We start from the raw sequence: 22,307 nt of genomic DNA on the forward strand, positions 1-22,307 counted from the left end.
CATGTCCGTTTCTATTGCTGAAAAAAAGCCGTCCCGTGGCCTTTTGTGGCTGATCGTGGGCGGGGTGACGGTGGTGGTCATCGTCGGTGTCGGCCTGAGCGTGCGTGCCAGTGAGTCCCGTGACCTCAAGACCTGGACCGACGCGCAGGCACTGCCCAGCGTCAACCTGGTCAAGCCGGTGGTGCAAGCGCAAGGCCCGGTACTCAACTTGCCGGGGCGGATGGAGGCTTATTCGCGTGCGTCGATTTTTGCCCGGGTCAATGGCTACCTGAAATCCTGGAATGTCGACATCGGCACGCGCGTCAAAGCCGGCCAGGTATTGGCCGAAATCGACACCCCGGAACTCGACCAGCAACTGCTGCAAGCCCGCGCCACTTTGGCCTCAGCCCAGGCCGATGAACACCTGGCCGATACCACCGCCAAGCGCTGGCAGGCGATGCTCGCGACCGACTCGGTGTCGCGTCAGGACGTCGACGAGCGCACCGGCGACCTGACCGCCAAGCAGGCCAAAGTGACGGCGGCCAAAGCCAATGTCGAGCAGTTGGTGGCGACCAAGGGCTTCCAGCATCTGGTCGCGCCGTTTGCCGGTGTAGTCACCGCGCGCAGTACCGACGTGGGCGCGTTGATCAGCGCCGGGGGCACCGCCGGCAAAGAGCTGTTTGCGGTGGCCGATGTCAGCCGTCTGCGCGTGTATGTGCAGGTGCCGCAGACCTTCTCTCCACAGATTCGCGAAGGCACTACGGCGCGCCTGAGCGTGCCGGAGTATCGCGGCGAAACCTTTACCGGCAAGGTGATCGCCACTGCCGATGCGGTCAACGCCGCGTCCGGCAGCACCTTGGTGCAACTGCTGGTGGACAACCCCGGCGGCCGCCTGCTGCCCGGTGGCTACACCAGCGTGCAGTTTGATTTGCCGGTGCAGGCCGACGTGCTGCGCGTACCGTCCAGTGCCCTGGTGTTCGATGACAAGGGTATGCGCGTCGCCACCCTCGACAGCCAGGACCATGTGCACTTCAAGACCGTCACCATCGCCCGTGACTTTGGCGACAGCGTGGAGATCGCCAGCGGCCTGCAAGCGGCTGACCGCGTGATCGATACGCCGCCGGATGGCCTGGCCGATGATGATTCGGTGCAATTGGCTGCCGCTTCCGTCGAGGCCAAACCCCATGGCTAAGCGCAACTTGCTGGGCCTGCTCGCCACCTTGAGCCTGGGTGCCTGCTCGTTGGCGCCGCCGCTTGAAGTGCCGCAAACACCTGTCGCCGCGCAGTTTCACACCCAAGGCCCATGGACCGTCGGCGCGCCCGACGACCAGGCCAACCGAGACGGCTGGTGGCGCATCTACAACGACCCGCAGCTGGATGCGATGCAGCAGCAGTTGCTGAAAAACAACCCGGACCTGAGCGCGGCATTCGCGCATTACCAGCAATCCCAGGGGTTCCTGGCCCAGGACCGTTCGGGGCTGTTCCCCAAGCTCTCGGCCATCGGCAGCGGCCAGCGTATTCGCCAGTCGGGCACCAAACCGCTGCGCTCGGCCACCTCGCCGGACGTCTATAATTCCGCGACATTGGGCCTGGAGGTGGATTATGAAGTCGACCTGTGGGGCCGCGTGCGCGACACGGTTGCGGCCGGCACCAGTGACTCGGAGGCGGCCAGGGCCGACCTGGCGTCGGTACGCCTGAGCCTGCAAGCGCAATTGGCTGACAGTTACATCCGCCTGCGCGGTATCGACTGGCAGAACCAACTGCTGGAACAGACCCGCGACGCCTACACCAAAGCCCTTAGCCTGACCGAAGGCTTGCACGGCGGCGGGATCGTGTCCGGGCTGGACGTGGCGCGGGCGCGCACGCAGCTGTCGACGGTCAAGTCGCAATTGAACCAGAGCCTGGTGCAACGGGCGCTGCTGGAGCATTCGATTGCGGCCATGCTGGGGGAGTCCGCCTCAACCTATACCGTCGCCGTGAATGTGGCGCCGATTGCATTGCCCAACGTGCCCACGGGCGTGCCGTCGAGCCTGCTGCAACGCCGCCCGGATATTGCCGCTGCCGAGCGTCGCATCGCGTCGGCCAATGCGCGGATCGGCGTGGCCAAGGCCGCATGGTTCCCGCAAATCACCTTGAGCGCCCAGGGCGGCTATCAGAGTGACGAGTTTGCCCGTTTGCTCAGCGCACCCAACCTGTTCTGGGCCATCGGCCCGTCGCTGGTCGGCACAGTTTTTGATGGCGGCGCGCGCCAGGCCCAGGTCGATATTGCCAAGGCCGCCACTAACGAAGCCGCGGCCAAATACCGTGGCGTGGTGCTGGGCGCTTTCGAGCAAGTGGAAGACAACCTGTCGCAGATTGCGGGCCTGGGCAGCGCCCTGGATGACCAGCGTGACGCGGCCGCTGCCGCACAATACGCCGAAGACCTGTCGACCTCGCGTTATCGCCAGGGCGCCGTGGCCTATCTGGATGTGGTCACCGCCCAAGTGGCTGCGCTGGAAGCCAAGCGCAGTGTGCTGCAACTGCAAACCCAGCAATTAAGCGCTAATGTGGGCCTGATCAAGGCGCTGGGCGGCGGATGGAACGTGGCCCAACTGGCTGCATCGAACAGTACTCAAATCAAGGAGAAGTGAGCATGACCGACTACCTACCCCCGAAGGTGTGGACCTGGGACACCGAAAGTGGCGGCACTTTCGCCAGCATCAACCGACCCATTGCCGGTGCGACCCATGAGAAAGAGTTGCCGGTCGGCAAACACCCGTTGCAGCTGTATTCCCTGGCCACGCCGAATGGGCAGAAGGTCACCATCCTGCTCGAAGAACTGCTGGCCCTGGGGCACACCGGCGCGGAATATGACGCGTGGCTGATCAAGATCGGCGATGGCGACCAGTTCGGCAGCGGCTTTGTGGCAGTCAACCCCAACTCCAAGATCCCGGCGTTGATGGACCACAGTGGTGACACGCCGATTCGCGTATTTGAGTCGGGTGCGATCCTGCACTACCTGGCCGAGAAGTTCGGCGCGTTCTTCCCCACCGAGCCTGCTGCGCGGGCTGAGTGTTTGTCGTGGCTGTTCTGGCAGATGGGCAGCGCGCCGTACCTGGGCGGCGGCTTCGGGCATTTTTACGCCTATGCGCCGAGCAAGATGGAATACCCGATCAATCGCTTCGCCATGGAAACCAAGCGTCAACTGGACGTGCTCGACCAGCGCCTGGCGGTGAGTGAGTACATTGCCGGCGATGAGTACACCATTGCCGATATTGCGATCTGGCCGTGGTATGGCGGCTTGGTCAAAGGCCGTTTGTACGGCGCGTCAGCGGAGTTTTTGTCGGTGCACGAGTACAAGCACGTGCTGCGCTGGGCCGAGGCGATTGAAGCACGTCCGGCGGTGAAGCGTGGGCGGCGGGTGAATCGGGTGTCCGGGGCACCTGAGGAGCAACTGGCTGAGCGCCACGACGCCACCGATCTGGACTGAAACCCGGGCAAATTGTGGGAGCTGGCTTGCCTGCGATGACGGAGTGTCAGTCGATAAATTTGCAACTGACCCACCGCTATCGCGGGCAAGCCCGCTCCCACAGTTGAGGGCACCCGACTTTTATTTGTAGCGCTGCTCAAACACCGCCACCTGTTCCGGCTTGATCAACTCAAACGGCACCCACACTTCCGATTCAATTGGCTCGCCCTTGATCATCCGAATCGCTGACTCCACGGCCTGTGTGGCCTGTGCCTTGGGGTCCTGGAACACCGAGGCGGTGAGCATGCCGCGCTTGATCGCCGCCAGGCCATCGGGCAAGCCGTCGATACCGATAATCGCGATTTCACCCTTGGCCTTGCCTGCCTGTTGCAGCGCCATGGCCGCGCCAATCGCCATTTCATCGTTGTTGGCCACAATGGCGTCGAACTGTGTGCCCGCCAGCAGCCAATTGCTGGTCAGGTCCATGCCTTTGCTACGTTGCCATTCGGCGCTTTGCTGCTCGACCACCTTGATTCCCGGAAAGTCTTTGAGCACTTGCCTGGCGCCTTCGGTGCGGTCATGGGTGGCGTTCTGCGCGAGGTCGCCCATGATGATCGCCACATTGCCTTTGCCGCCGAGTTTTTCCGCCAGGTAGCGCATCTGCAATTGCCCGGCTTCGATGTCGTTGGAGGCCACCGTGACCACACCTTTGGGCAGCGTGCGTTCGTCAGGGTGGCGGTTGACGTACACCAGCGGCGTCTTCGCGGCCACGGCGGCGCGGGTCATGTTGGCGGTGGCGGCGGTGTCCACCGGCAGCACGATCACCGCGTCGACTTTCTGGTTCAGAAAGCCTTCGACTTGATTGAGCTGGCGCACCACGTCGCCCTGGGCGTCTTCGAACTGGATCTGTACATTCTGCTGTTTGGCGGCGGCTTCGAGGCCGGTGCGCACGTAGGTCATGAAGTTATCGTCAACCCGGGCGATGCTCACGCCGATGCGGTAGGCGGCGAAGGTCCATTGGCTGAACAGCAGTAAAAAAGCAGCGACGATCAATGCGTAACGAGGCATGAGGCGGTTCCTTTTATTGTTATAGGGTGAAGGCTTGGCGAAAACGTTGCAGCGCCAACTCACTGTCGCCGCTGGCCCAGCCTTCGAGGCCGACCACGCCGCTGTAGCCGATGGCGTGCAGCGCCTTGGCGATGGCCGGGTAGTGAATCTCGCCGGTGCCGGGCTCCTTGCGTCCTGGCACGTCGGCCACCTGGATTTCACCGAGGGCGCTGCCTGCGCGCTGGATCAGTTCGATCAGGTTGCCCTCGCCGATTTGCGCGTGGTACAGGTCCAGGTTCATCTTCAGGTGCGGGCTGCCGACGGCTTCGATCAGTGCCAGAGTGTCGTCGGCACGGGCAAACGGCACGCCGGGGTGGTCGACGTCGGTGTTGAGGTTTTCCAGCAGAAACACGCGGCCGGCGTCTTCGCCCAGGCGCGCGATTTTTTCCAGGGTCTTGCACGCGCTCAGCCACATGCGCCCGGTGGTCTGGGCCACCGGCTGCACCGGCAGGCCACCGTCACCCAGGCCGGTGCCGTGCAGGTTGAGGCTGGGGCAGTTCAGGCGTGCGGCGACACCCAGGGACTCGCGGGCACTGTCGAGCAATTGGCGGATGCCGTCGGGGTCGGTGAGGGTGCCGCTGATGTAGCCGGTCATGGAGGTGAAGTCGGCGCCGGTGGCGGCCAGTGCGCCGATGTCCTTGTGGGTCCAGCTCCAGATTTCGGCGCTGAAACCCAGGGCATGAATGCGCTTTACGCGTTCGATAAAGGGCAGGTCGAGAAACACCATCTCGGCGCTGACCGCCAGTTTAAACGGCATCATCGACCGGCTCCTGGCACGGCCACGGCCTTGCCGGTTTCGAACGACTCGATGCAGGCGCGGGCAATCGCCAGGGCCGCCCGTGCGTCTTCGCCGCTGGCCAGAGGCTTGGCGCCGGTGCGCAGGCACTCGACGAAGTGGTTGAGCTCGGCAATGTAGGCGTCGCGCAGCAGTTCGGTGTCCATGCGCTGAGTGTCGGCCTGGATCCCTTGGGCCAGGTAGCGCACCAGGTCAGATTCGTTGAGGCTGCCCATGCTCAGCATGCCTGCGCTGCCGAACACTTCGCCGCGCACGTCGTAGCCGTAGACCGCCTGGAAGTTGGCTTCGGCGGTGGCGATGGCGCCATTGTCGAAGCGAATCGTGACCACGGCGGTGTCGAGGAAGCCTTTGCTTTTGTATTGCGGTGCAATCAGCGCATCGGCCATCACGTAGACCTGCACCGCCTCGGCTCCCGGGTTGAGGTAGCGCAGGGTGTCGAAGTCGTGGATCAGGGTTTCGAGGAAGATCACCCACTGTGGCGAGTTGGCGGGGTTGTTGAGCGCCGGGTCGCGGGTCAGCGAACGCAGCAATTGTGGCGTACCAATACGCCCGGCCGCCACATCGAGGTGTGCGGTGCGAAAGCTCTTGGCAAAGCGCCGGTTGAAACCGACTTGCAGCGGTACACGGGCATCGGCAGCAGCGGCGATGGCGCGGTCGGCTTCATCGAGGGTGATGGCCATGGGTTTTTCGCAGAAGATGCCCTTGCCTGCGCGGGCAGCGCTGATCACCAGTTCGGCGTGGCTGCGTGCAGGGGCGGCGATAAGAACACCATCGATATCCGGGTCGTCGAGCAACTGCTGTGGGTCGGTGTAGAACTTGTTCACGCCCAGCTCCGCCGCCAGGCGTGCGGCCTGGCCGGCCGTGGGGTCGGCGATGGCGGCGAGGCAGGCGCCGGGGAGGTGTCGGGCGGCCGTCAGCCCGTGGAAACTGCCCATGCGACCGGCACCGATCAAACCCAGGCGGATGTTTTGTGTACTCATGCAATGACCCCTTTTTATTGTTGGCCGCAGGACATTTGTCAGCGGCTATGGGGTAGGAGCAAGCACTGTGCCAATATTTAAGCTGTTGATATTTAAAAGATTATAAAATTCTATAAACAAAAAGTGTTCATTCTGATGACATGCCTATACTGACATGTCAAAAACATGAACATGGACTGCAGCAATGACCTCCGTTCCCATGGCTTTCAGCGTGCAAGACCTCGACTACCTTACGGCCCTGGGGCCGGCTTCGCTGAACGACGGCCCGATTCCCGCGCTGGAACAGGCATGGCGGGCGTGTCTGGCGGGCGTGGTCGAACGCCCGGCCGACGTTCGGCAGGTGATTTGGGATTCATGGCGGCGCAGTGTCGAGGCGGGTATCAGCCCGGATGACAGCCAATACCGTTTTGTCGCCGCCGACGCGCTGGCGGCCACCCTGGCGGCCCACCGCGTGCTGATCGCGGCGGCGGCGCAGGTCATGCGCGGCTTGCTGGCCTACAACCCGCGCGGGCATATCAACCTCACCGACGCTGAAGGCACCACTCTGTATTTTTGCGGGCTGGATATCACGCCCATCGGCAGCCGCCTGCTGGAATCGGTACAGGGCACCAACTGCACCGGCCTGGCCCTGGCCGAAGACCGCCTGGTGTACGTGCTGGCCGAGGAGAATTTTGGCCGTGGCCTGCGTGAACGCCGCATGCATTGTGCCGCCGCACCGATCAAGAATGCCCAGGGCCATACCCTGGCCATGCTGACGCTCACTGCCGAGCCCGGCTGGTTTCACTTCCACACCCTGGGCACCGTGCAAGCGGCCGCCGAGGCGGTGGCGCGGCAGATGGCGTTGCAAGCGCTGCTGGAGGAACAGCAGACGGTGCTCGAGGTGCTCAACGAAGGCTTGGTGGTGCTCGATGAGCGCGGCTGCATCAAGGCGCTCAATCGCTACGCCCGGCAATTATTCCGCGTCGGCCTGGAACTGCTCGGCAGCCCGTTCCAGCGCCTGGGCCGCAGTGAGCTGAGCGATGCCATGTTGCTGCGGGCCGGCGAGGGCGTGCGTGACCTTGACTGCACCTTCCACTTGCACGACCGCAGCCAACTGGCGTGCCTGGTGTCGGTATGCCCGCTGGAGCAGGGCGGGGTGATTGTGTCGCTGCGCGAAAGCCGGCGTATTCGCGAAATTACCCGGCGCATTATCGGTACCCAGGCCAGCTATACCTTTGAAACCATCCAGGGTAATTCGCGGGCGATCCAGGACGCGTTGCACTTGGGGCGTATCGCCAGCCGCAGCGATTCCACCACCTTGATTCTCGGCGAAAGCGGCACCGGCAAGGAGCTGTTTGCCCAGGCGATTCACAATGGGAGCGAGCGGCATAAAGGCCCGTTTGTGGCAGTCAATTGCGGTGCGATTCCACGGGACCTGGTGCAAAGCGAACTGTTCGGGCATGTCGAGGGCGCATTCACCGGCTCCGCCCGTGGCGGCTCGGCGGGCAAGTTTGAACTGGCCGATGGCGGCACGATTTTCCTCGATGAGATTGGCGACATGGCATTCGACGCCCAGGTCAGTTTGCTGCGAGTATTGCAGGAAGGTGAAGTTACCCGCGTCGGCGCAAAAAACTCCCGCCAAGTGAATGTGCGCATTATCGCCGCCACCCATCGCAACCTCAGCCAGGCGGTGGCGGAGGGCGCGTTTCGTGAAGACCTTTACTACCGCCTCAATGTCTTGAACCTGACCGTACCGCCGTTGCGCATGCGCCGTGACGATATCCCGCTGCTGGCGCGGCATTTCCTCAATCGGTGCGCCCGTTCGATGCGCAAAGCGGTTCAGGGTTTTTCGCCGGATGCATTGGAGTTGCTCTCGGCCTACGGCTGGCCCGGCAACGTGCGTGAGCTGGAAAACAGCATTGAGCGGGCAACCAACCTGGCGATGGGTGAGTTGATCCAGGCTGCCGATCTGCCACTTGAAACCCAGCAGCGTGCCGCCTTGCGCCCTTACGAACCTCAGCCCGCGCAGGACCTGAGCAGCCATGAGCGGCACGCTATCGTCGCCGCGCTTACCGCAGCCGGCGGCAATATCCGTCTGGCTGCGCGGCAGTTGAACGTGTCGCGTGGCGGGCTGTACAACAAGATGAGCCGGTTCGGGTTGAGCGCCGGGGATTTTCGCGTGCCGTAAATCTCTAGCCAAACCCGGTCAAAGGTGGGAGCTGGCTTGCCTGCGATTGCGCAGTGTCAGTTGATAAATGTGTAACTGACCCACCGCTATCGCAGGCATGCCAGCTCCCACAGTTTTTTGATCGTTGTGTATCAGTTGGACAGGTTCTCCGAGGTCACGATCTGCGGAGGGATATGCACTCTGTGCCGCAGCGGGTCGAAGGCCTCGGCGGCCTGCAACTCCACCAGTAATTCGATCAGCGCGGTCGCCGTCTGCCGAGGCTGTGAGTCCATCACCACATCAATCAAACCCCGGCTCAGCGCCTCACGCGACAACGCGGTGGACTCCTGCAAAATGCAGCACAGCGCCGGTCGCTTGGGCAGTTGCGCCAGGGCATTGATTACGCCGTCACCACCGCCGCCCACCACGCATAGCCCGCGCAGGTCGGTGTGGCGGGTGAGCAGGTCGAGGGTGGCTTCTTCAGTGATGTCGCTGTTGTCCAGGTTGATCAGCGGCTCCAGCGGCTTGAGCCCCGGCGCATGCTCGGCGAGGTAACTGTGCAAGCCTTCAACCCGCGCCTGGTGGCCGAGAAAACGATGGCCGCCCAACAGGATGCCGACGCTGCCTTTGCGTGCGCCGCAGGTGCGCGCCAGCAGCCAGCCCATGGTGCGCCCGACCACGTGGTTATCCTGGCCCACATACGGCTCCAAGGCTTGTTCGTGGATATCCGACAGTAACGCGACCACCGGAACGCCGGCTTCGCGAACCTGCGCCAGTGTGGCGTTGATCAACGGGTGGGCGAAGCTGACGACGGCGAGCGCGTCGCATTGCACCGCCAGTTGCTCGATTTGCGTAGCGATGGCACTGGGCGTGCGGTCGAGAATGTAGTCGAACTGGCAGGTCAGGTTGGCTGTAGCGTGCTGCTGCGCGGCCGTGCTGATCGACTGCGCCAGGTTGGCGTAAAACGCTTGGGCGGTGCCCAGCAGCAGGATGCCGAAACGGTAGGTGGGGCGCCGCTCACGAATGCGTTGGCCGATCAGCCGTGCGGCAAAATAACCCACGGCTTCGGCGGCCTGGAACACCTGCTCGGCGGTCTGCGGATTCACCGGCGCACGGGCGTTGAGTACGCGGTCGACGGTGGCCACACTCAAGCCTGCCTGGGCGGCGACAGTGGCGATGGTCGGGCGTTTATTATTATTCATGACAGGCCTCTCAAGCGTCTTGATAGAAAACTATCAAGCCTCGCTGGGCCTGGATGATAGCTTGATAGGGAATGGATTCAAGGCCTTGAGGCGGATTTATCCGCGCTCTATGGTTGGTTCGCAAAGCACCTGTTACCCAACGCTTGCGGAGAACAATAACAATGCCTGAACACACGCCTCACCGCGCCCGGCGCGACTACAGCCTCACCGGCCCTGAAGCTGCCCGCGCCGCTGAAAAGGGACTGGTCTCGGCCAGTTGGTATCAATCGCCGATCTCGCGTAAACGCATGAAAGAACTGATGCAGCGCCGCGACGGCCCGGCGTTGCTCGACACAGCCCTGTGGGTGTCGGCGTTGCTGGTCACGGGGTTTGGCGGCTACTGGTTCTGGGGCTCGTGGGCGTGCGTGCCGTTCTTTATGGCTTACGGCGTGCTCTACGGCACGGCGTCCAACCCGCGTTGGCATGAGACCGGCCACGGCACCGCTTTCAAGACCCGCTGGATGAATGATGGGCTGTACCAGGTGGCAAGTTTCATGTGCATTTTCGAGCCGCATGTGTGGCGCTGGAGCCATGCGCGGCACCACACCGACACCATCGTGGTGGGGCGTGACCCGGAGATCGTCGAGCCGCGCCCGCCAAGCCTGTTGATGATGGGGCTGAGCCTGTTCAACCTGCCCCTGGCCTGGAAAACCTTCAGCGGCGTGGCGCGCCATGCGATCGGCAAGATGAGCGCCCAGGAACAGGACTTCATCCCCGAGTCTGAATGGCCCAAGGTGTTCCGCGCTGCGCGGATCTGGGTCGGCATTTATGCGCTGGTGATCGGCACCGCGTTGTACCTGCACAGCTGGCTGCCACTGATACTGGTCGGCCTGCCGAGCCTGTATGGCGCCTGGCTCGGCTACCTGTTCGGCCTCACCCAGCATGTGGGCCTGGCCGAGGATGTGCTGGACCATCGCAGCAACTGCCGCACCATCTACATGAATCGCGTGTTGCGCTTTATCTACATGGACATGAACTACCACCTCGAACACCACATGTACCCGATGGTGCCGTACCACGCCTTGGCGCAACTGCACGAAGAGATCCGCAGCGACTGCCCGCCGCCGTACGCGAATATTCTTGAGGCGTACAAGGAAATCCTGCCGACGATCTGGAAGCAGCGCAGCGATCCGACCTACTTCGTGCAGCGCGCCACTCACAGTGGCGAGCGAGCTTGCTCGCGCTGGGCTGCGCAGCAGCCCCAATAAAAACCACCGCATTCTTTCAGACAATACTCGACTGCCGACCTTGGGGCCGCTTCGCAGCCCGGCGCGAGCAGGCTCGCTCGCCACAAGGAAGGCCATGCATAGAGAGAACAACGCCATGAACGATCAATGGATCGACGTCTGCGCCGTGGGCGAAATAGACGAAGAAGACGTGCTGCGCTTCGACCATGGGCCGCACACCTACGCGGTGTACCGCTCGGCCGAGAATGAATTTTTTGCCACTGCCGGCCTGTGCACCCACGAGAAAATCCACTTGGCCGACGGCCTGGTGATGGACCACGTGATCGAGTGCCCCAAACACAACGGGCGCTTCGATTACCGCTCCGGCAAAGCCCTCGGCGCGCCGGTGTGCGTCAACCTCAAAACCTACCCGGTGCGGGTCGAAGCGGGGCGGGTTCTGCTCGCCGTGACGGCGTGAGCATGAACGCACCCTTGATCATCGTCGGCGCCGGCCATGCCGGTGGCCGTGCGGCGCTGACCTTGCGCGAAGAAGGCTACACCGGGCGCCTGATCCTGATCGGCGATGAACCGCACTTGCCCTACGAGCGCCCGCCATTATCCAAGGGCTTGCTGCAAGGCAGCACGGACCTGGCGGGTTGCAGCCTGTGTGACGGCCAGCGCATGGCCGCGCTGGGCATCGAACATATCGCCGGCAACCCGGTTACGCGCCTGGAGCCGCACCAGCACCGGCTGCAACTGGCTGACGGCCAATGGCTGGACTTTGCCGGTTTGCTGCTGGCCACCGGCGGCCGGGCGCGACGCTGGCCTGTGGAGCAGGCGAGCGTGCTTTACCTGCGCACCCATGATGAGGCGCTGGCCCTGCGCGACGCCTTGCGCCCCGGCACGCGGCTGGTGGTGGTCGGCGGTGGTTTTATCGGCCTGGAAGTGGCGGCGACCGCGCGCGGCCTGGGCTGCCAGGTGACGGTGCTCGAAGCTGGCCCACGCTTGGCGGGCCGGGTGCTGCCGCCGGTGATCAGCGAAGCGCTGCTGGATTTGCACCGCCAGCAAGGCGTTGAGGTGCGCTTGAATGTGGCACTCGAATCCATCGACGCCGACGCGGTGCAACTGGTCGATGGGCAGCGCTTGCCGTGTGATCGGGTGGTGGTCGGCATTGGCATGCAACCCAATCTCGAACTGGCTGCAGCAGCGGGGCTGGAAGTGGGGCAGGGCATTCGCGTCGATGCGCAACTGCGCACCAGTGCGCCGAACATTTATGCGGCGGGCGATGTGTGTGAGTTTCGCCTGGGAGGCCTGTATCAACGCCAGGAAACCTGGCGCAATGCCGAAGCCCAAGGCCGTCACGCCGCCCTGAATATGCTGGGCCGGGAGTTGCCGTTCGAGGCGCTGCCGGGTTTCTGGTCCGACCAGTACGACTGGGGCTTGCAGACCGTTGGCGTGATGACCCCGCTGACGGTCAGCCGCGCACTGCCGGGCGGTGGTTTGCTGTTGTTCCACCTGGATACCGACGGGCATTTGCAAGGCGCTTGCGGCTGGGCGCTCGGCAATGGCGTGGCCAAGGACATCAAGCTGTGCGAACGCTTGATCAGCGCGCGCATTGCACTCAATACGGCCGACCTGGCCAACCCGGACGTTTCCCTTAAACATTTGCTGCGAGGCTGATATGCGCCAATTGCTGGTGTTCCAATCCCTCTGGGCCATGCAGACCGAACCGGGGCCGCTGGAAGCCCAGCTCGATCGCATCGCCGCCGCCGGCTTCGACGGTATCACCGATCATTACTGGAAACCCGCCGAGGTCGCGCGCCTGCACGCTGCCGCCAGCGCCAGGAGCTTGCAGATCGAAGGCCAACTGTTCCCGCAATCGGTGGATGACCTGGCCGCCGCGCTGGATGTGATCAGCCGCTACGGCTGCCACCACCTCACCCTGCAGGCCGATGTGCGCCCGCGCACGCTGGCCGAGGCGGCCCGGCTGGTCGAAGGCTGGCAGCGCCTGGCCGAACAGGTGGACTTTCCGATCCTGCTGGAAACCCATCGCTACCGCCTTACCAACGACCTGCTGTTTACCCTCGACCTGCTCGCACAGATGCCCGACCTGAAACTGCTCGCCGACCTGTCCCATTACGTCGTCGGCCGGGAGTTACCGGAACCGGGCGCGTTCGAGGACGACGAGCAGATACGCACGATATTGCGCCACAGCTGGGGCTTTCACGGGCGAGTGGCCAGCAGTGAACAGGTGCAGGTCTCTGTGGATTTCCCCCAACACCAGGCCTGGGTAGAACGCTTTACCGGTTGGTGGCGCTACGGGATTGAAGACTGGCTGGCCCGGCCCGATGCGCCCAATAGCCTGTCGTTCACCTGTGAGCTGGGCCCGCCGCCCTATGCAATCACGGATGCAAACGGCGGTGAAATCAGCGACCGCTGGGCCGAGGCACTGAAGCTGAAAACCCTGATTCGCCAGGTGTGGGAGAGCTGCCAGCGATGATCTGCTAATCTGCGCGGGTTAAAACCGCCCTTAGCCTGTGGACTTTCATCATGAAGACTTGCCCTGTTCAGCCACCTCTTGAGCCGCAGTCCGTCTGCCATCCCATCACCAGCAGCGCGATCTTCATGGTTGCAACCGTCGCTCCCGGCAGTGAAGACCAGGTGCGCGCCTGGTGCGGCGGTATCGCCGGGCTGGTGCGTTCGGTGGGCAAGCGCGTGCCGGCGGGCAACCTGACCTGCGTCTGCGGGTTCGGCTCGGATGCCTGGAGCCGGCTGTTCGGCGGGCCACGCCCGGCGGCCTTGCACCCGTTTCGCGAGTTCGGCGTGCCAGGGCGCATGGCGCCGTCGACGCCCGGCGATATCCTGCTGCATATCCGCGCCGAGCAGATGGACCTGTGCTTCGAATTGGCCACGCAGTTGATGGTGGCCCTGGGCGACAGCGTCAAGGTGGTGGATGAGGTCCAGGGTTTCCGTTACTTCGATATGCGCAGCATCATCGGTTTTGTCGACGGCACCGAGAACCCGGTGGGGCGCAAGGCCGTCGGCTTTACCATCGTCGGCGATGAAGACGCGGAATTTGAAGGCGGCAGCTACGTGCTGGTGCAGAAGTACCTGCACAACATGAGCGCCTGGAACGAGCTGACGGTGGAAGCCCAGGAGAAAGTGATCGGGCGTACCAAACTGGCCGACATCGAACTGGATGAAGAGACCAAGCCGAGCAACTCCCACAGCGCCCTGACCGTGATCACCGACGAAAACGGCGAAGAAGTGAAAATCCTGCGCGACAACATGCCCTTTGGCCGCCCAGGCGCCGGCGAGTTCGGCACCTACTTTATCGGCTACGCGCGCTCGCCGCAGCCCCTGGAGTTGATGCTGGAAAACATGTTCGTCGGCCGCCCGGTCGGCAACTACGACCGCTTGCTGGACTTCAGTACCGCCGTGACCGGCGGCCTGTTTTTTGTGCCTTCGGCCGATTTGCTTGAAGAGCTGGCCGACCGTCAACCGGGGGCTTAACTGAGCAACCCGGTGCTGACCGCCACAATCAAGAAGACTCCCAGCAGCGCGCGATAAATCACAAACGGCCAGGTGGAGAACCGCTCCAGGAACTTCATCAGGCCCCAGATCGCGAAGAACGCCGAGATACTTGCCACCACCAGGCCGAAGAGCAAATGCGGCCAGGCGTGGGCGGGCATGTCGGCGTGCAGCAGCACCCACAGCTCTTTCAAACCGGCCAGCGCGATGGCGGGCAGGCCCAGCAGGAATGAAAAACGCGCCGCTTCCTCACGCTTGAAGTTGAGGAACAGCGCAGCGGTCAGCGTCGAACCCGAGCGCGATACGCCGGGAATCAGCGCGCCAATTTGCGCAACCCCGACAATCAGTGCATCGCGCAGGCGCATCTGGCCCATGTCCCGGGTGTGGCGTGCACGCACTTCGGCCACCGCCAGCAGTACCGCCATCACCACACAGGAAATCCCGATCACCATCAGGCCGCGCAACGGCGAGTTGCAGCTGTTGAGTTTCGAGGACAAGGCCAGGCCGGCAATGCCGATGGGGATGGTCGCCAGCACAATCGCCACCGCCAGCTTGAACCACGGGTCGTTGTAGTCGCCCCGGCGTACCGCACCGATGCTGCCCGTGGTGACCTGGCGCACATCGCGCCAGAAATAACTGACCACCGCCGCCAGCGCCGCCAACTGCATCGCCGCCGAAAACGCCGAGCCGGGGTCTTGCCAGCCGAGCAGGGCGGGCACCACACGCATGTGGGCGGTGGACGACACCGGCAGCAGCTCGGTAATGCCCTGGATCACACCCAGGATGAAAATCTGCAGGTAATCCAGGGAGGCAAAGCCCACATCCAGGCCGGCGGAACAGACGTTGGTCAAAATAAAGGTCCTTGAGAAAAGATCGAAGCTGACGAAGTTTATTCTAAATGTTTCAGGATTTTGGGCTGGGCGGGGCAAATCCGCAATCGGTTCAGCAAACAGAAAGGTTATGCAATGTATTGGCCTGCGCGCGTGTTTTGTGAACAATGGCGCCCTGCGTTTTGTCACCGAGAGCCCCATGCCTGAAACCACCGTTGAACTGATCCAGACTGGCCCCGAAGAGTCCGAGCTGATCCGCAACCTTTACCAGTATTACGCCTATGAGTCCTCGGACTGGGAACAGGAAGATGTCGAGGCGGATGGCCGCTTTTACATCCACGATGAGCACCTGACCCGTTACTGGCACGACCCGCAATGGAGCGCCAACCTGCTGCTGGTGGACGGTTATATCGCCGGCTTCCTGCTGATTGAAGGCAGCGAACTGCCAGGCATCGACGCCCTGGAACTGGCCGACCTGTTCATTCTCAAGCGCTACCGCCGCAAAGGCATTGGCCGTGCCATCGCCACCCAGGTGTTGAGCAGCGGCCAGGCCGATTGGCTGGTGCGTTTCTATGACCAGGATGAAGTGTCCCAGGCGTTTTGGCGTGCGGTGCTGGATGATTTGCCGCGCCCGGTGCAGACCCTGGAGCTTGAGGATGACCCGCAGTTGGTGAGTTACCTGATTACGCGAGCGGTCCTGCATTAAAGGCCTGTTGCATGGCCTGTGGCGGCTGCCCGAAGGCACGCAGAAACGCCTGGCGCATGCGTTCGCGGTCACCAAAGCCGGTTTCACGGGCCACCACTTCGACCGGGTGACGGCTGGTTTCCATCATTGCCCGGGCCGCTTCCACGCGCAGTGATTCGATGGCCTTGGCCGGTGTTTGCCCGGTTTCTTCGCGAAACACCCGGCTGAACTGGCGCGGGCTCAGGCGGGCAACCTCGGCCAGGGCTTCGACCGAGAGGTCGTGGGTCAGGTTTTCGCGGGCATAGGCCAGGGCCAGCTGCACGCGGTCGGATTTGGGGTCCAGTTCCAGCAGGGCTGACAATTGCGACTGCTCACTGCCGCGGCGTTGGGCGATCACCAGTTTGCGGGCGATGCGCCGGGCCAGGTCGCTGCCCAGGTCAGCCTCGACCATGGCCAGTGCCAGGTCGACGCCGGCACTCATGCCGGCGCCGGTCCAGATCTGGCCGTCGACCACGAACAGTTTGTCTTCCTCAAGCTGGATGTGCGGGTAGCGCTTGCGAAAGGCGGGCGCGTGGATCCAGTGGGTGGTGGTGCGCTTGCCCTCGAGCAAGCCGGCTTCGGCCAACACGAAGATGCCCATGCACAACGAGGCTACGCGCCGTGATTGGGCGGAGGCGGCCTTGACCAGTTCGAGCAGGTTGGCTTCCGGCAAGCGAAATTCCAGATAGCCGCTGACGATCAGCGTGTCATAACCCTGCGCGCGGATCGGCGTGGTGTTCACCGAAAAGCCTTGGGAGGTCATCACGGCACCGCCGCTTTCGGACACCAAGTGAAACTCATAGGCCGGTTCGCCGCGCAGCAGGTTCGCGCATTCAAATACCGAGCCCAGGCTAAGGCTCAGGGATTGAAAGTTCGGGTAAACCATCAGCGCAACGCTGTGCATCATTGTTCTCCAAAAAACGCGGGCCAAGGGCTCGGGAGGGGTGATTGTCGGCGCGTGCCGGGTAAACGGCAACCGGCTTTGTGGCATGTCCGGAATCCTTGCGCATCTGACATTGTTGAAGGTTTGCGTGGCGCCTAACATCCCCTCAACGAACTAGACGACTGGTCTAATCGGACGGGAATCGTGATGAACAACGTAGCTAAAAGTACTCGGCAGGTCATTCTGGACACGGCGCAAGTGATTGTCGGCCGCAAGGGCTTTTCTGCGGTGGGCTTGAACGAAATACTGCAAGCCGCCGAGGTGCCCAAAGGCTCGTTCTATCACTACTTCAACTCCAAAGATGCCTTCGGCGTGGTCTTGCTCGACAGCTACTTTGACCACTACGTCAACGGCATGCAGCAGTTGTTCAATCAGCCTGGGCTGTCCGGTTTTGCCAAGTTGATGCGCTATTGGCACTCCTGGGTCGACAACCAGACCAGCTGCACCGACACGGGCAAATGCCTTGCCGTCAAACTCGGTGCCGAGGTGTCAGACCTTTCAGAGCCGATGCGTCTGGCCCTGCAGCGCGGCACTGCACGCACCATTGAATTGCTTGCCCAGGCCTTGCAGCACGGCGTTGAAGACGGCTCGCTGCCGGCACAGTCACACCCCGAAAGCCTGGCCCGGCGCCTGTATGCGTTGTGGCTGGGGACCAGCGTCATGAGCAAGATCACCCGAACCTCCGCGCCGTTTGATGAGGCGCTGTTACTGACTCAACACCTACTGCAACCCATCGATCGAGGCACTGGAAAATGAAAGTATTAATGGTACTGACCTCTCACGACCAACTGGGCGACACCGGTCGTAAAACCGGCTTCTGGCTCGAAGAATTTGCCGCTCCGTATTACACCTTCAAGGACGCCGGTGCCGAACTGGTGCTGGCATCGCCGGCCGGTGGCCAGCCACCGCTGGACCCGGTCAGTGATCAGCCGGATGCGCAAACCGACGATACACGCCGTTTTGCCGCCGATTCGGCCGCGCAGCAGGCTCTGGCCAACACGGTCAAGCTGGACTCGGTGAATGCTGCCGACTTCGACACGGTGTTTTACCCAGGTGGTCATGGGCCATTGTGGGACCTGGCCGAATCGCAAGCGTCGATCGCGCTGATCGAAGCCTTTGAGCGCGCCGGCAAGCCGATCGGGTTTGTCTGCCATGCGCCGGGCGCGCTGCGTCACGTGAAGGCGGTCAACGGCGAGCCGTTGGTGAAGGGCCGTCGTGTGACGGGCTTCTCCAATTCCGAAGAAGCCGCCGTGGGCCTGACCGATGTGGTGCCGTTTTTGATTGAAGATGATTTCAAGGCGCTCGGTGGCCTGTATGAGAAGGGCGCCGACTGGCAATCCTTTGTGCTTGAAGATGGTTTGCTGGTGACCGGGCAGAACCCTGCCAGCTCCAGCGATGTGGCCAAGGCCCTGCTGAAACTCACCGCTTAAATTAACTAACCGTTGTAGGCATTGGCGGCTCTCAAGAGCCGCCAATGCTTTTGTTCGCCCTGAATTTGGACTTTTACTCATGACCATGCGTGTTTTAAATACCCCGGTAAAGCTGGGGCATCACAGCCTCAATAACCGGGTTGTGCTGCCGCCCTTGACCCGTCAACGCAGTGCGCAACCGGGTGATATCGCCACCGACCTGATGGCCGAGTATTACCGCCAGCGCGCCAGCGCCGGGTTCATGGTCAGTGAAGGCACACAGATCGAACCTCGGGGCCAGGGCTATGCGTGGACGCCGGGTATCTACACGCCCGCGCAGATCGACGGCTGGCGCAAAGTCACCGAGGCGGTGCATGCCGATGGCGGGGTGATTTTCGCCCAGCTCTGGCATGTTGGCCGTGTGTCCCATAACGCCCTGCAGCCAGAAGGGTTGGCACCGGTCGCGCCCTCGGCGTTGCCGGCTGAGCAGGCAAAAGCTTTCATCGAAACCGGCCCTGGCGTCGGTGAATTGAAACAGCCGCCCGTGCCGCGCGCATTGAGCGTGCTGGAGATTGAGGAGTTGGTTGGGCATTACGCACAGGCTGCGCGCAATGCCTTGGACGCCGGTTTTGACGGCGTGGAAATCCATGCTGCCAATGGTTACCTGGTCAACCAGTTCATCTCTGCCCATGCCAACCAGCGCGACGACGAATACGGCGGCTCGTTGCACAATCGCCTGCGCTTTTTGCGCGAGATCGTTGAAGCAGTGACGGCCGTGGTTGGGCCGGAGCGTCTTGGCGTGCGTTTTTCGCCGTTGTTCAGCGGCACTGATCAGGACCGCGTGTATATCGGCCTGGTGGAGGAAGACCCACATCACACCTATATCGAGGCGATCAAGGTGCTGGAGGCGTCCGGCATTGCCTATGTGTCCATCGCCGAAGCCGACTGGGACAACGCGCCTGACCTGCCGGAAACCTTCCGCCAGGCGGTGCGCAACACCTTCAGCGGGCGCATCATCTACGCCGGGCGCTACACCGCTGAGCGCGGTGCAAAGCTGCTGGAGGCGGGGCTGGCAGACCTGATCGCATTCGGTCGCCCGTTCATCGCCAACCCGGACTTGCCACAGCGGCTTTTCAACGGCTGGCCATTGAACCCGCTGCGGGCTGAGGGCATGTATGGCGGCTCTGAGCAGGGCTATACCGATTACCCGGTGTATGCCGGGTAAGTGCGCCAAGCCGCTGCGATGGCGGTGGTTCAGGTGGTTAATGTTTCGCCTGTGCCGTCGCCTTCGCAGCCTCGCTAAAGCTCGACAGCTCCCACATTGGATCTTTGTCGCTAGCGAAATCTGCGTTCGACGCGATGGCCCTGCTGATAGAGAGCTAAGCAACAAAGCCGATCTACTGTGGGAGCTGTCGAGCTTTAGCGAGGCTGCGAAAGCGGTGGGTCAGGCAACTTATATGTCGCCCGTGCCGCCGCCTTCGCAGCCTCGCTGGGGCTCGACAGCTCCCACATTGGATCTTTGTCGCTAGCGAAATCTGCGTTCGACTCGATAGCCCTGCTGACAGAGAGCTAAGCAATAAAACCGATCTACTGTGGGAGCTGTCGAGCTTTAGCGAGGCTGCGAAAGCGGTGGTTCAGGCAACTTGTATGTTGCCTGTGGCGCCGCCTTCGCAGCCTCGCCGGGGCTCGACAGCTCCCATATTGGATCTTTGTCGCTAGCGAAATCTGCGTTCGACGCGATGGCCCTGCTGACTGAGAGTTAAGCAACAAAGCCGATCTACTGTGGGAGCTGTCGAGCTTTAGCGAGGCTGCGAAAGCGGTGGGTCAAGCAACTAATATGTCGCCTGTGGCGCCGCCTTCGCAGCCTCGCCGGGGCTCGACAGCTCCCACACTGGATCTTTGTCGCTAGCGAAATCTGCGTTCGACGCGATGGCCCTGCTGACTGAGAGTTAAGCAACAAAGCCGATCTACTGTGGGAGCTGTCGAGCTTTAGCGAGGCTGCGAAAGCGGTGGGTCAGGCAACTAATAGGTCGCCTGTGGCGCCGCCTTCGCAGCCTCGCCGGGGCTCGACAGCTCCCACATTGGATCTTTGTCGCTAGCGAAATCTGCGTTCGACGCGATGGCCCTGCTGATAGAGAGCTAAGCAACAAAGCCGATCTACTGTGGGAGCTGTCGAGCTTCAGCGAGGCTGCGAAAGCGGTGGGTCAGGCAACTAATAGGTCGCCTGTGGCGCCGCCTTCGCAGCCTCGCCGGGGCTCGACAGCTCCCACATTTAAGCTTTGTCGCTGGCAAAATCTGCGTTCGACGCGATGGCCCTGCTGATAGAGAGCTAAGCAACAAAGCCGATCTACTGTGGGAGCTGTCGAGCTTTAGCGAGGCTGCGAAAGCGGTGGGTCAGGCAACTTGTATGTCGCCTGTGCCGCCGCCTCGCCGGGGCTCGATTACTTCACTTGCAACACGATCTTGCCAATATGATCCCCGCCTTCCATGCGCGCATGGGCCTGGGCGGCGTCGGTGTATGCGTACACCTTGTCGATGATCGGCAGGCAGCGCCCGGCGGACAGCACCGGCCATATGTATTCGCGCAGTTGCTCAGCGATTGCGGCTTTCTCGTCCTTGGTGCGAGCGCGCAACAAGGACCCGGTGATGACTGCGCGTTTGCCGAGGATCGTCAGCAGGTCGACGTCATTGGCTTTGCCGCCGCCGAGGAAGCCCAGCATCACCAAGTGCCCGTCCATGCCCAGGGCCTTGAGGTTGTTGTTCAGGTAGGAGGCCCCCATGATGTCGAGGATCACGTCGACGCCCTGGTCGCCGGTCTTCTTGGCGATGACCTCGGCAAAGTCCTGCTCGCGGTAATTGATCGGCTCGGCGCCCAGTTTGGCAATCGCCGCGCATTTGTCGGCGCTGCCGGCGGTGGCGAACGCCTGGATGCCGAACTCCTGGCAGAGCATCAGCGCGGTGGTGCCGATGCCGCTGGTGCCGCCGTGGATCAACGCGCGTTGGCCTGTGTGCGCGCCACCCAGGCCGAACAGGTTGGCCCAGACAGTGAAAAAGGTTTCTGGCACGGCAGCGGCTTGAATCCAATCCATGCCTTCAGGAATCGGCAGGGCCTGGCTGGCGGGTACGGCGCAGAACTGTGCATAGCCGCCGCCATTGGTCAGGGCACAGACCTTGTCGCCCAGGCTGTATTCACTGACGCCGTCGCCCAGCGCAACCACTTCGCCGGCCACTTCCAGGCCCGGTATCGGGCTCATGCCGGGCTTCATCGGGTACTTGCCGGCGCGTTGCAGGGCATCAGGACGGTTGACCCCGGCGGCATGCACGCGGATCAGAATTTCGCCGGGGCCGGGTGAGGGCACTGCAACCTGACGGGGCTGAAGCACCTCAGGGCCGCCGAAGGTGGTGATTTCAATCTGGGTCATGTCGTGGGGCAGAGTCATGTTTACGATTCCTGTAGCGATGAGCGTATGAAGTGGGACCGCAGCCTGGGGTGGTTGATTCAACCGGGGTAGTTTGTGTGGCGCCCAGCATAGCCGGCTCTTTGCCATAAGGTCAGCACAGGCTTGCAAGCTCGGGCGCGGCTCTGCGGACACAATCGACGTCGGTTTCTTTTATGGACGTTGCAGATGAATGAATCAAAAAGTCAGGCGCTTGGGCTGCTGTTTCTGCGAGTGAGTGCATCGCTGTTCTTGCTGTGGGTACATGGGCTGCCCAAACTGCTCCACTACAGCCAACAATTGACGCTGATCGAAGATCCGTTCCACCTGGGTGCCAATGTCACGTTATGCCTGGCGATTGGCGCTGAGGTCGTCTGCCCGTTGTTGATTATCGCCGGGGTCTGGGTGCGCCTGGCCTGTTTGCCGATCCTTGCAGTGCTGCTGGTGGCTTTGCTGGTAGTGCACCCGCAGTGGTCGCTGTTTGAAGGGCAGTTTGGATGGCTGCTGTTGATCCTGTTTTCCAGCATTCTGATCGCAGGGCCGGGTCGCCTGGCACTTGATCACGGTTGA

At 62.4% G+C, this 22,307-nt stretch carries 21 protein-coding genes; 14 read left to right on the forward strand and 7 right to left on the reverse strand.

Annotated features, from left to right (window positions below):
* The first annotated feature begins 1 nt into the window (after position 1).
* From ACQY47_RS27320 to yghU, 3 genes are read left to right on the forward strand one after another with little or no spacing between them, the layout of a single operon-like run.
* Entirely contained in the window at positions 2 to 1,171 is a 1,170-nt protein-coding gene (locus ACQY47_RS27320) for an efflux RND transporter periplasmic adaptor subunit (protein ID WP_176992597.1), read from the forward strand.
* Positions 1,164 to 2,609, forward strand: coding sequence for an efflux transporter outer membrane subunit (locus ACQY47_RS27325; protein ID WP_428553535.1), 1,446 nt, complete (start codon positions 1,164 to 1,166; stop codon positions 2,607 to 2,609). Before ACQY47_RS27320 ends, ACQY47_RS27325 begins: the two co-directional genes overlap by 8 nt.
* 2 nt (positions 2,610 to 2,611) lie before the next feature.
* Complete coding sequence (gene yghU, locus ACQY47_RS27330; protein WP_428553538.1) at positions 2,612 to 3,448, forward strand: glutathione-dependent disulfide-bond oxidoreductase; 837 nt, start codon at positions 2,612 to 2,614, stop codon at positions 3,446 to 3,448.
* A 120-nt stretch (positions 3,449 to 3,568) separates the two neighbouring features.
* Here yghU and ACQY47_RS27335 read toward each other — a convergent pair whose 3' ends face one another.
* Genes ACQY47_RS27335 through ACQY47_RS27345 form a run of 3 tightly spaced genes read right to left on the reverse strand, consistent with a single transcriptional unit; the run spans position 3,569 to position 6,310 of the window.
* Positions 3,569 to 4,495, reverse strand: a complete 927-nt coding sequence (locus tag ACQY47_RS27335) for a sugar ABC transporter substrate-binding protein (protein WP_307418478.1) — start codon at positions 4,493 to 4,495, stop codon at positions 3,569 to 3,571.
* A gap of 19 nt (positions 4,496 to 4,514) precedes the next feature.
* The gene (locus tag ACQY47_RS27340) at positions 4,515 to 5,294 is read right to left on the reverse strand and encodes a TIM barrel protein (protein WP_428553543.1); all 780 of its coding nucleotides are present in this window, start codon (positions 5,292 to 5,294) and stop codon (positions 4,515 to 4,517) included.
* A complete protein-coding gene (locus ACQY47_RS27345; protein ID WP_428553546.1) occupies positions 5,291 to 6,310 on the reverse strand; it encodes a Gfo/Idh/MocA family oxidoreductase in 1,020 nt (339 codons plus the stop codon). The genes ACQY47_RS27340 and ACQY47_RS27345 overlap by 4 nt, the downstream gene beginning before the upstream one ends.
* Positions 6,311 to 6,494: 184 nt before the next feature.
* On the opposite strand from ACQY47_RS27345, the gene ACQY47_RS27350 reads away from it, so the two are divergent.
* On the forward strand, positions 6,495 to 8,477 hold the full coding sequence (locus tag ACQY47_RS27350; protein WP_428553549.1) for a sigma-54 interaction domain-containing protein: 1,983 nt from the start codon (positions 6,495 to 6,497) through the stop codon (positions 8,475 to 8,477).
* A 131-nt stretch (positions 8,478 to 8,608) separates the two neighbouring features.
* On the opposite strand, the gene ACQY47_RS27355 is transcribed toward ACQY47_RS27350, so the two are convergent.
* Positions 8,609 to 9,658, reverse strand: a complete 1,050-nt coding sequence (locus ACQY47_RS27355; protein ID WP_099549164.1) for a LacI family DNA-binding transcriptional regulator — start codon at positions 9,656 to 9,658, stop codon at positions 8,609 to 8,611.
* Between the two features lie 161 nt (positions 9,659 to 9,819).
* Here ACQY47_RS27355 and ACQY47_RS27360 point away from each other — a divergent pair, with 161 nt between their 5' ends.
* From ACQY47_RS27360 to ACQY47_RS27380, 5 genes are all read left to right on the forward strand, one after another.
* Positions 9,820 to 10,905, forward strand: coding sequence for a fatty acid desaturase family protein (locus tag ACQY47_RS27360; RefSeq protein WP_428553553.1), 1,086 nt, complete (start codon positions 9,820 to 9,822; stop codon positions 10,903 to 10,905).
* A 115-nt stretch (positions 10,906 to 11,020) separates the two neighbouring features.
* Complete coding sequence (locus ACQY47_RS27365; protein WP_017134582.1) at positions 11,021 to 11,341, forward strand: MocE family 2Fe-2S type ferredoxin; 321 nt, start codon at positions 11,021 to 11,023, stop codon at positions 11,339 to 11,341.
* A 2-nt stretch (positions 11,342 to 11,343) separates the two neighbouring features.
* Positions 11,344 to 12,543: an NAD(P)/FAD-dependent oxidoreductase gene (locus ACQY47_RS27370; protein ID WP_428553556.1), complete on the forward strand. Its 1,200-nt coding sequence runs from the start codon at positions 11,344 to 11,346 to the stop codon at positions 12,541 to 12,543.
* Between the two features lies 1 nt (position 12,544).
* Entirely contained in the window at positions 12,545 to 13,363 is an 819-nt protein-coding gene (locus ACQY47_RS27375) for a sugar phosphate isomerase/epimerase family protein (RefSeq protein ID WP_428553559.1), read from the forward strand.
* 50 nt (positions 13,364 to 13,413) lie between these two features.
* Positions 13,414 to 14,376, forward strand: a complete 963-nt coding sequence (locus ACQY47_RS27380) for a Dyp-type peroxidase (protein ID WP_428553562.1) — start codon at positions 13,414 to 13,416, stop codon at positions 14,374 to 14,376.
* On the opposite strand, the gene ACQY47_RS27385 is transcribed toward ACQY47_RS27380, so the two are convergent.
* Positions 14,373 to 15,245: an undecaprenyl-diphosphate phosphatase gene (locus ACQY47_RS27385; protein ID WP_428553565.1), complete on the reverse strand. Its 873-nt coding sequence runs from the start codon at positions 15,243 to 15,245 to the stop codon at positions 14,373 to 14,375. The genes ACQY47_RS27380 and ACQY47_RS27385 overlap by 4 nt on opposite strands.
* A 178-nt stretch (positions 15,246 to 15,423) precedes the next feature.
* Between ACQY47_RS27385 and ACQY47_RS27390 the strand changes: the two genes are divergently transcribed.
* On the forward strand, positions 15,424 to 15,930 hold the full coding sequence (locus ACQY47_RS27390) for a GNAT family N-acetyltransferase (protein WP_026013489.1): 507 nt from the start codon (positions 15,424 to 15,426) through the stop codon (positions 15,928 to 15,930).
* Here the strand turns inward: ACQY47_RS27390 and ACQY47_RS27395 are convergent.
* Complete coding sequence (locus ACQY47_RS27395) at positions 15,908 to 16,852, reverse strand: GlxA family transcriptional regulator (protein WP_017134588.1); 945 nt, start codon at positions 16,850 to 16,852, stop codon at positions 15,908 to 15,910. The two genes, ACQY47_RS27390 and ACQY47_RS27395, sit on opposite strands and share 23 nt — an antisense overlap.
* Before the next feature lie 186 nt (positions 16,853 to 17,038).
* Here ACQY47_RS27395 and ACQY47_RS27400 point away from each other — a divergent pair, with 186 nt between their 5' ends.
* From ACQY47_RS27400 to ACQY47_RS27410, 3 genes are all read left to right on the forward strand, one after another.
* A complete protein-coding gene (locus ACQY47_RS27400; RefSeq protein ID WP_428553569.1) occupies positions 17,039 to 17,647 on the forward strand; it encodes a TetR/AcrR family transcriptional regulator in 609 nt (202 codons plus the stop codon).
* Positions 17,644 to 18,321, forward strand: a complete 678-nt coding sequence (locus ACQY47_RS27405; protein WP_236462206.1) for a type 1 glutamine amidotransferase domain-containing protein — start codon at positions 17,644 to 17,646, stop codon at positions 18,319 to 18,321. The genes ACQY47_RS27400 and ACQY47_RS27405 overlap by 4 nt, the downstream gene beginning before the upstream one ends.
* 79 nt (positions 18,322 to 18,400) lie before the next feature.
* The gene (locus ACQY47_RS27410; RefSeq protein WP_428553573.1) at positions 18,401 to 19,525 is read left to right on the forward strand and encodes an alkene reductase; all 1,125 of its coding nucleotides are present in this window, start codon (positions 18,401 to 18,403) and stop codon (positions 19,523 to 19,525) included.
* Positions 19,526 to 20,741: 1,216 nt separating this feature from the next.
* Here ACQY47_RS27410 and ACQY47_RS27415 read toward each other — a convergent pair.
* Positions 20,742 to 21,740, reverse strand: coding sequence for an NAD(P)H-quinone oxidoreductase (locus tag ACQY47_RS27415; protein WP_169988369.1), 999 nt, complete (start codon positions 21,738 to 21,740; stop codon positions 20,742 to 20,744).
* A 186-nt stretch (positions 21,741 to 21,926) separates the two neighbouring features.
* On the opposite strand from ACQY47_RS27415, the gene ACQY47_RS27420 reads away from it, so the two are divergent.
* Entirely contained in the window at positions 21,927 to 22,307 is a 381-nt protein-coding gene (locus ACQY47_RS27420) for a DoxX family protein (protein ID WP_170040794.1), read from the forward strand.

This window comes from Pseudomonas edaphica (genome assembly GCF_965277385.1).
GTDB lineage: Bacteria > Pseudomonadota > Gammaproteobacteria > Pseudomonadales > Pseudomonadaceae > Aquipseudomonas > Aquipseudomonas edaphica.

What these genes read in the sequence shown, in the direction of transcription:
- ACQY47_RS27390 (WP_026013489.1), top strand. Translation starts at nt 15,424, where the DNA reads ATGCCTGAAACCACCGTTGAACTGATCCAGACTGGCCCCGAAGAGTCC.
- ACQY47_RS27395 (WP_017134588.1), bottom strand. Translation starts at nt 16,852, where the DNA reads ATGCACAGCGTTGCGCTGATGGTTTACCCGAACTTTCAATCCCTGAGC.
- ACQY47_RS27365 (WP_017134582.1), top strand. Translation starts at nt 11,021, where the DNA reads ATGAACGATCAATGGATCGACGTCTGCGCCGTGGGCGAAATAGACGAA.
- ACQY47_RS27410 (WP_428553573.1), top strand. Translation starts at nt 18,401, where the DNA reads ATGACCATGCGTGTTTTAAATACCCCGGTAAAGCTGGGGCATCACAGC.
- ACQY47_RS27400 (WP_428553569.1), top strand. Translation starts at nt 17,039, where the DNA reads ATGAACAACGTAGCTAAAAGTACTCGGCAGGTCATTCTGGACACGGCG.
- ACQY47_RS27380 (WP_428553562.1), top strand. Translation starts at nt 13,414, where the DNA reads ATGAAGACTTGCCCTGTTCAGCCACCTCTTGAGCCGCAGTCCGTCTGC.
- ACQY47_RS27345 (WP_428553546.1), bottom strand. Translation starts at nt 6,310, where the DNA reads ATGAGTACACAAAACATCCGCCTGGGTTTGATCGGTGCCGGTCGCATG.
- ACQY47_RS27405 (WP_236462206.1), top strand. Translation starts at nt 17,644, where the DNA reads ATGAAAGTATTAATGGTACTGACCTCTCACGACCAACTGGGCGACACC.
- ACQY47_RS27350 (WP_428553549.1), top strand. Translation starts at nt 6,495, where the DNA reads ATGACCTCCGTTCCCATGGCTTTCAGCGTGCAAGACCTCGACTACCTT.
- ACQY47_RS27340 (WP_428553543.1), bottom strand. Translation starts at nt 5,294, where the DNA reads ATGATGCCGTTTAAACTGGCGGTCAGCGCCGAGATGGTGTTTCTCGAC.
- ACQY47_RS27355 (WP_099549164.1), bottom strand. Translation starts at nt 9,658, where the DNA reads ATGAATAATAATAAACGCCCGACCATCGCCACTGTCGCCGCCCAGGCA.
- ACQY47_RS27370 (WP_428553556.1), top strand. Translation starts at nt 11,344, where the DNA reads ATGAACGCACCCTTGATCATCGTCGGCGCCGGCCATGCCGGTGGCCGT.
- ACQY47_RS27415 (WP_169988369.1), bottom strand. Translation starts at nt 21,740, where the DNA reads ATGACTCTGCCCCACGACATGACCCAGATTGAAATCACCACCTTCGGC.
- ACQY47_RS27375 (WP_428553559.1), top strand. Translation starts at nt 12,545, where the DNA reads ATGCGCCAATTGCTGGTGTTCCAATCCCTCTGGGCCATGCAGACCGAA.
- ACQY47_RS27335 (WP_307418478.1), bottom strand. Translation starts at nt 4,495, where the DNA reads ATGCCTCGTTACGCATTGATCGTCGCTGCTTTTTTACTGCTGTTCAGC.
- ACQY47_RS27360 (WP_428553553.1), top strand. Translation starts at nt 9,820, where the DNA reads ATGCCTGAACACACGCCTCACCGCGCCCGGCGCGACTACAGCCTCACC.
- ACQY47_RS27420 (WP_170040794.1), top strand. Translation starts at nt 21,927, where the DNA reads ATGAATGAATCAAAAAGTCAGGCGCTTGGGCTGCTGTTTCTGCGAGTG.
- ACQY47_RS27325 (WP_428553535.1), top strand. Translation starts at nt 1,164, where the DNA reads ATGGCTAAGCGCAACTTGCTGGGCCTGCTCGCCACCTTGAGCCTGGGT.
- yghU (WP_428553538.1), top strand. Translation starts at nt 2,612, where the DNA reads ATGACCGACTACCTACCCCCGAAGGTGTGGACCTGGGACACCGAAAGT.
- ACQY47_RS27320 (WP_176992597.1), top strand. Translation starts at nt 2, where the DNA reads ATGTCCGTTTCTATTGCTGAAAAAAAGCCGTCCCGTGGCCTTTTGTGG.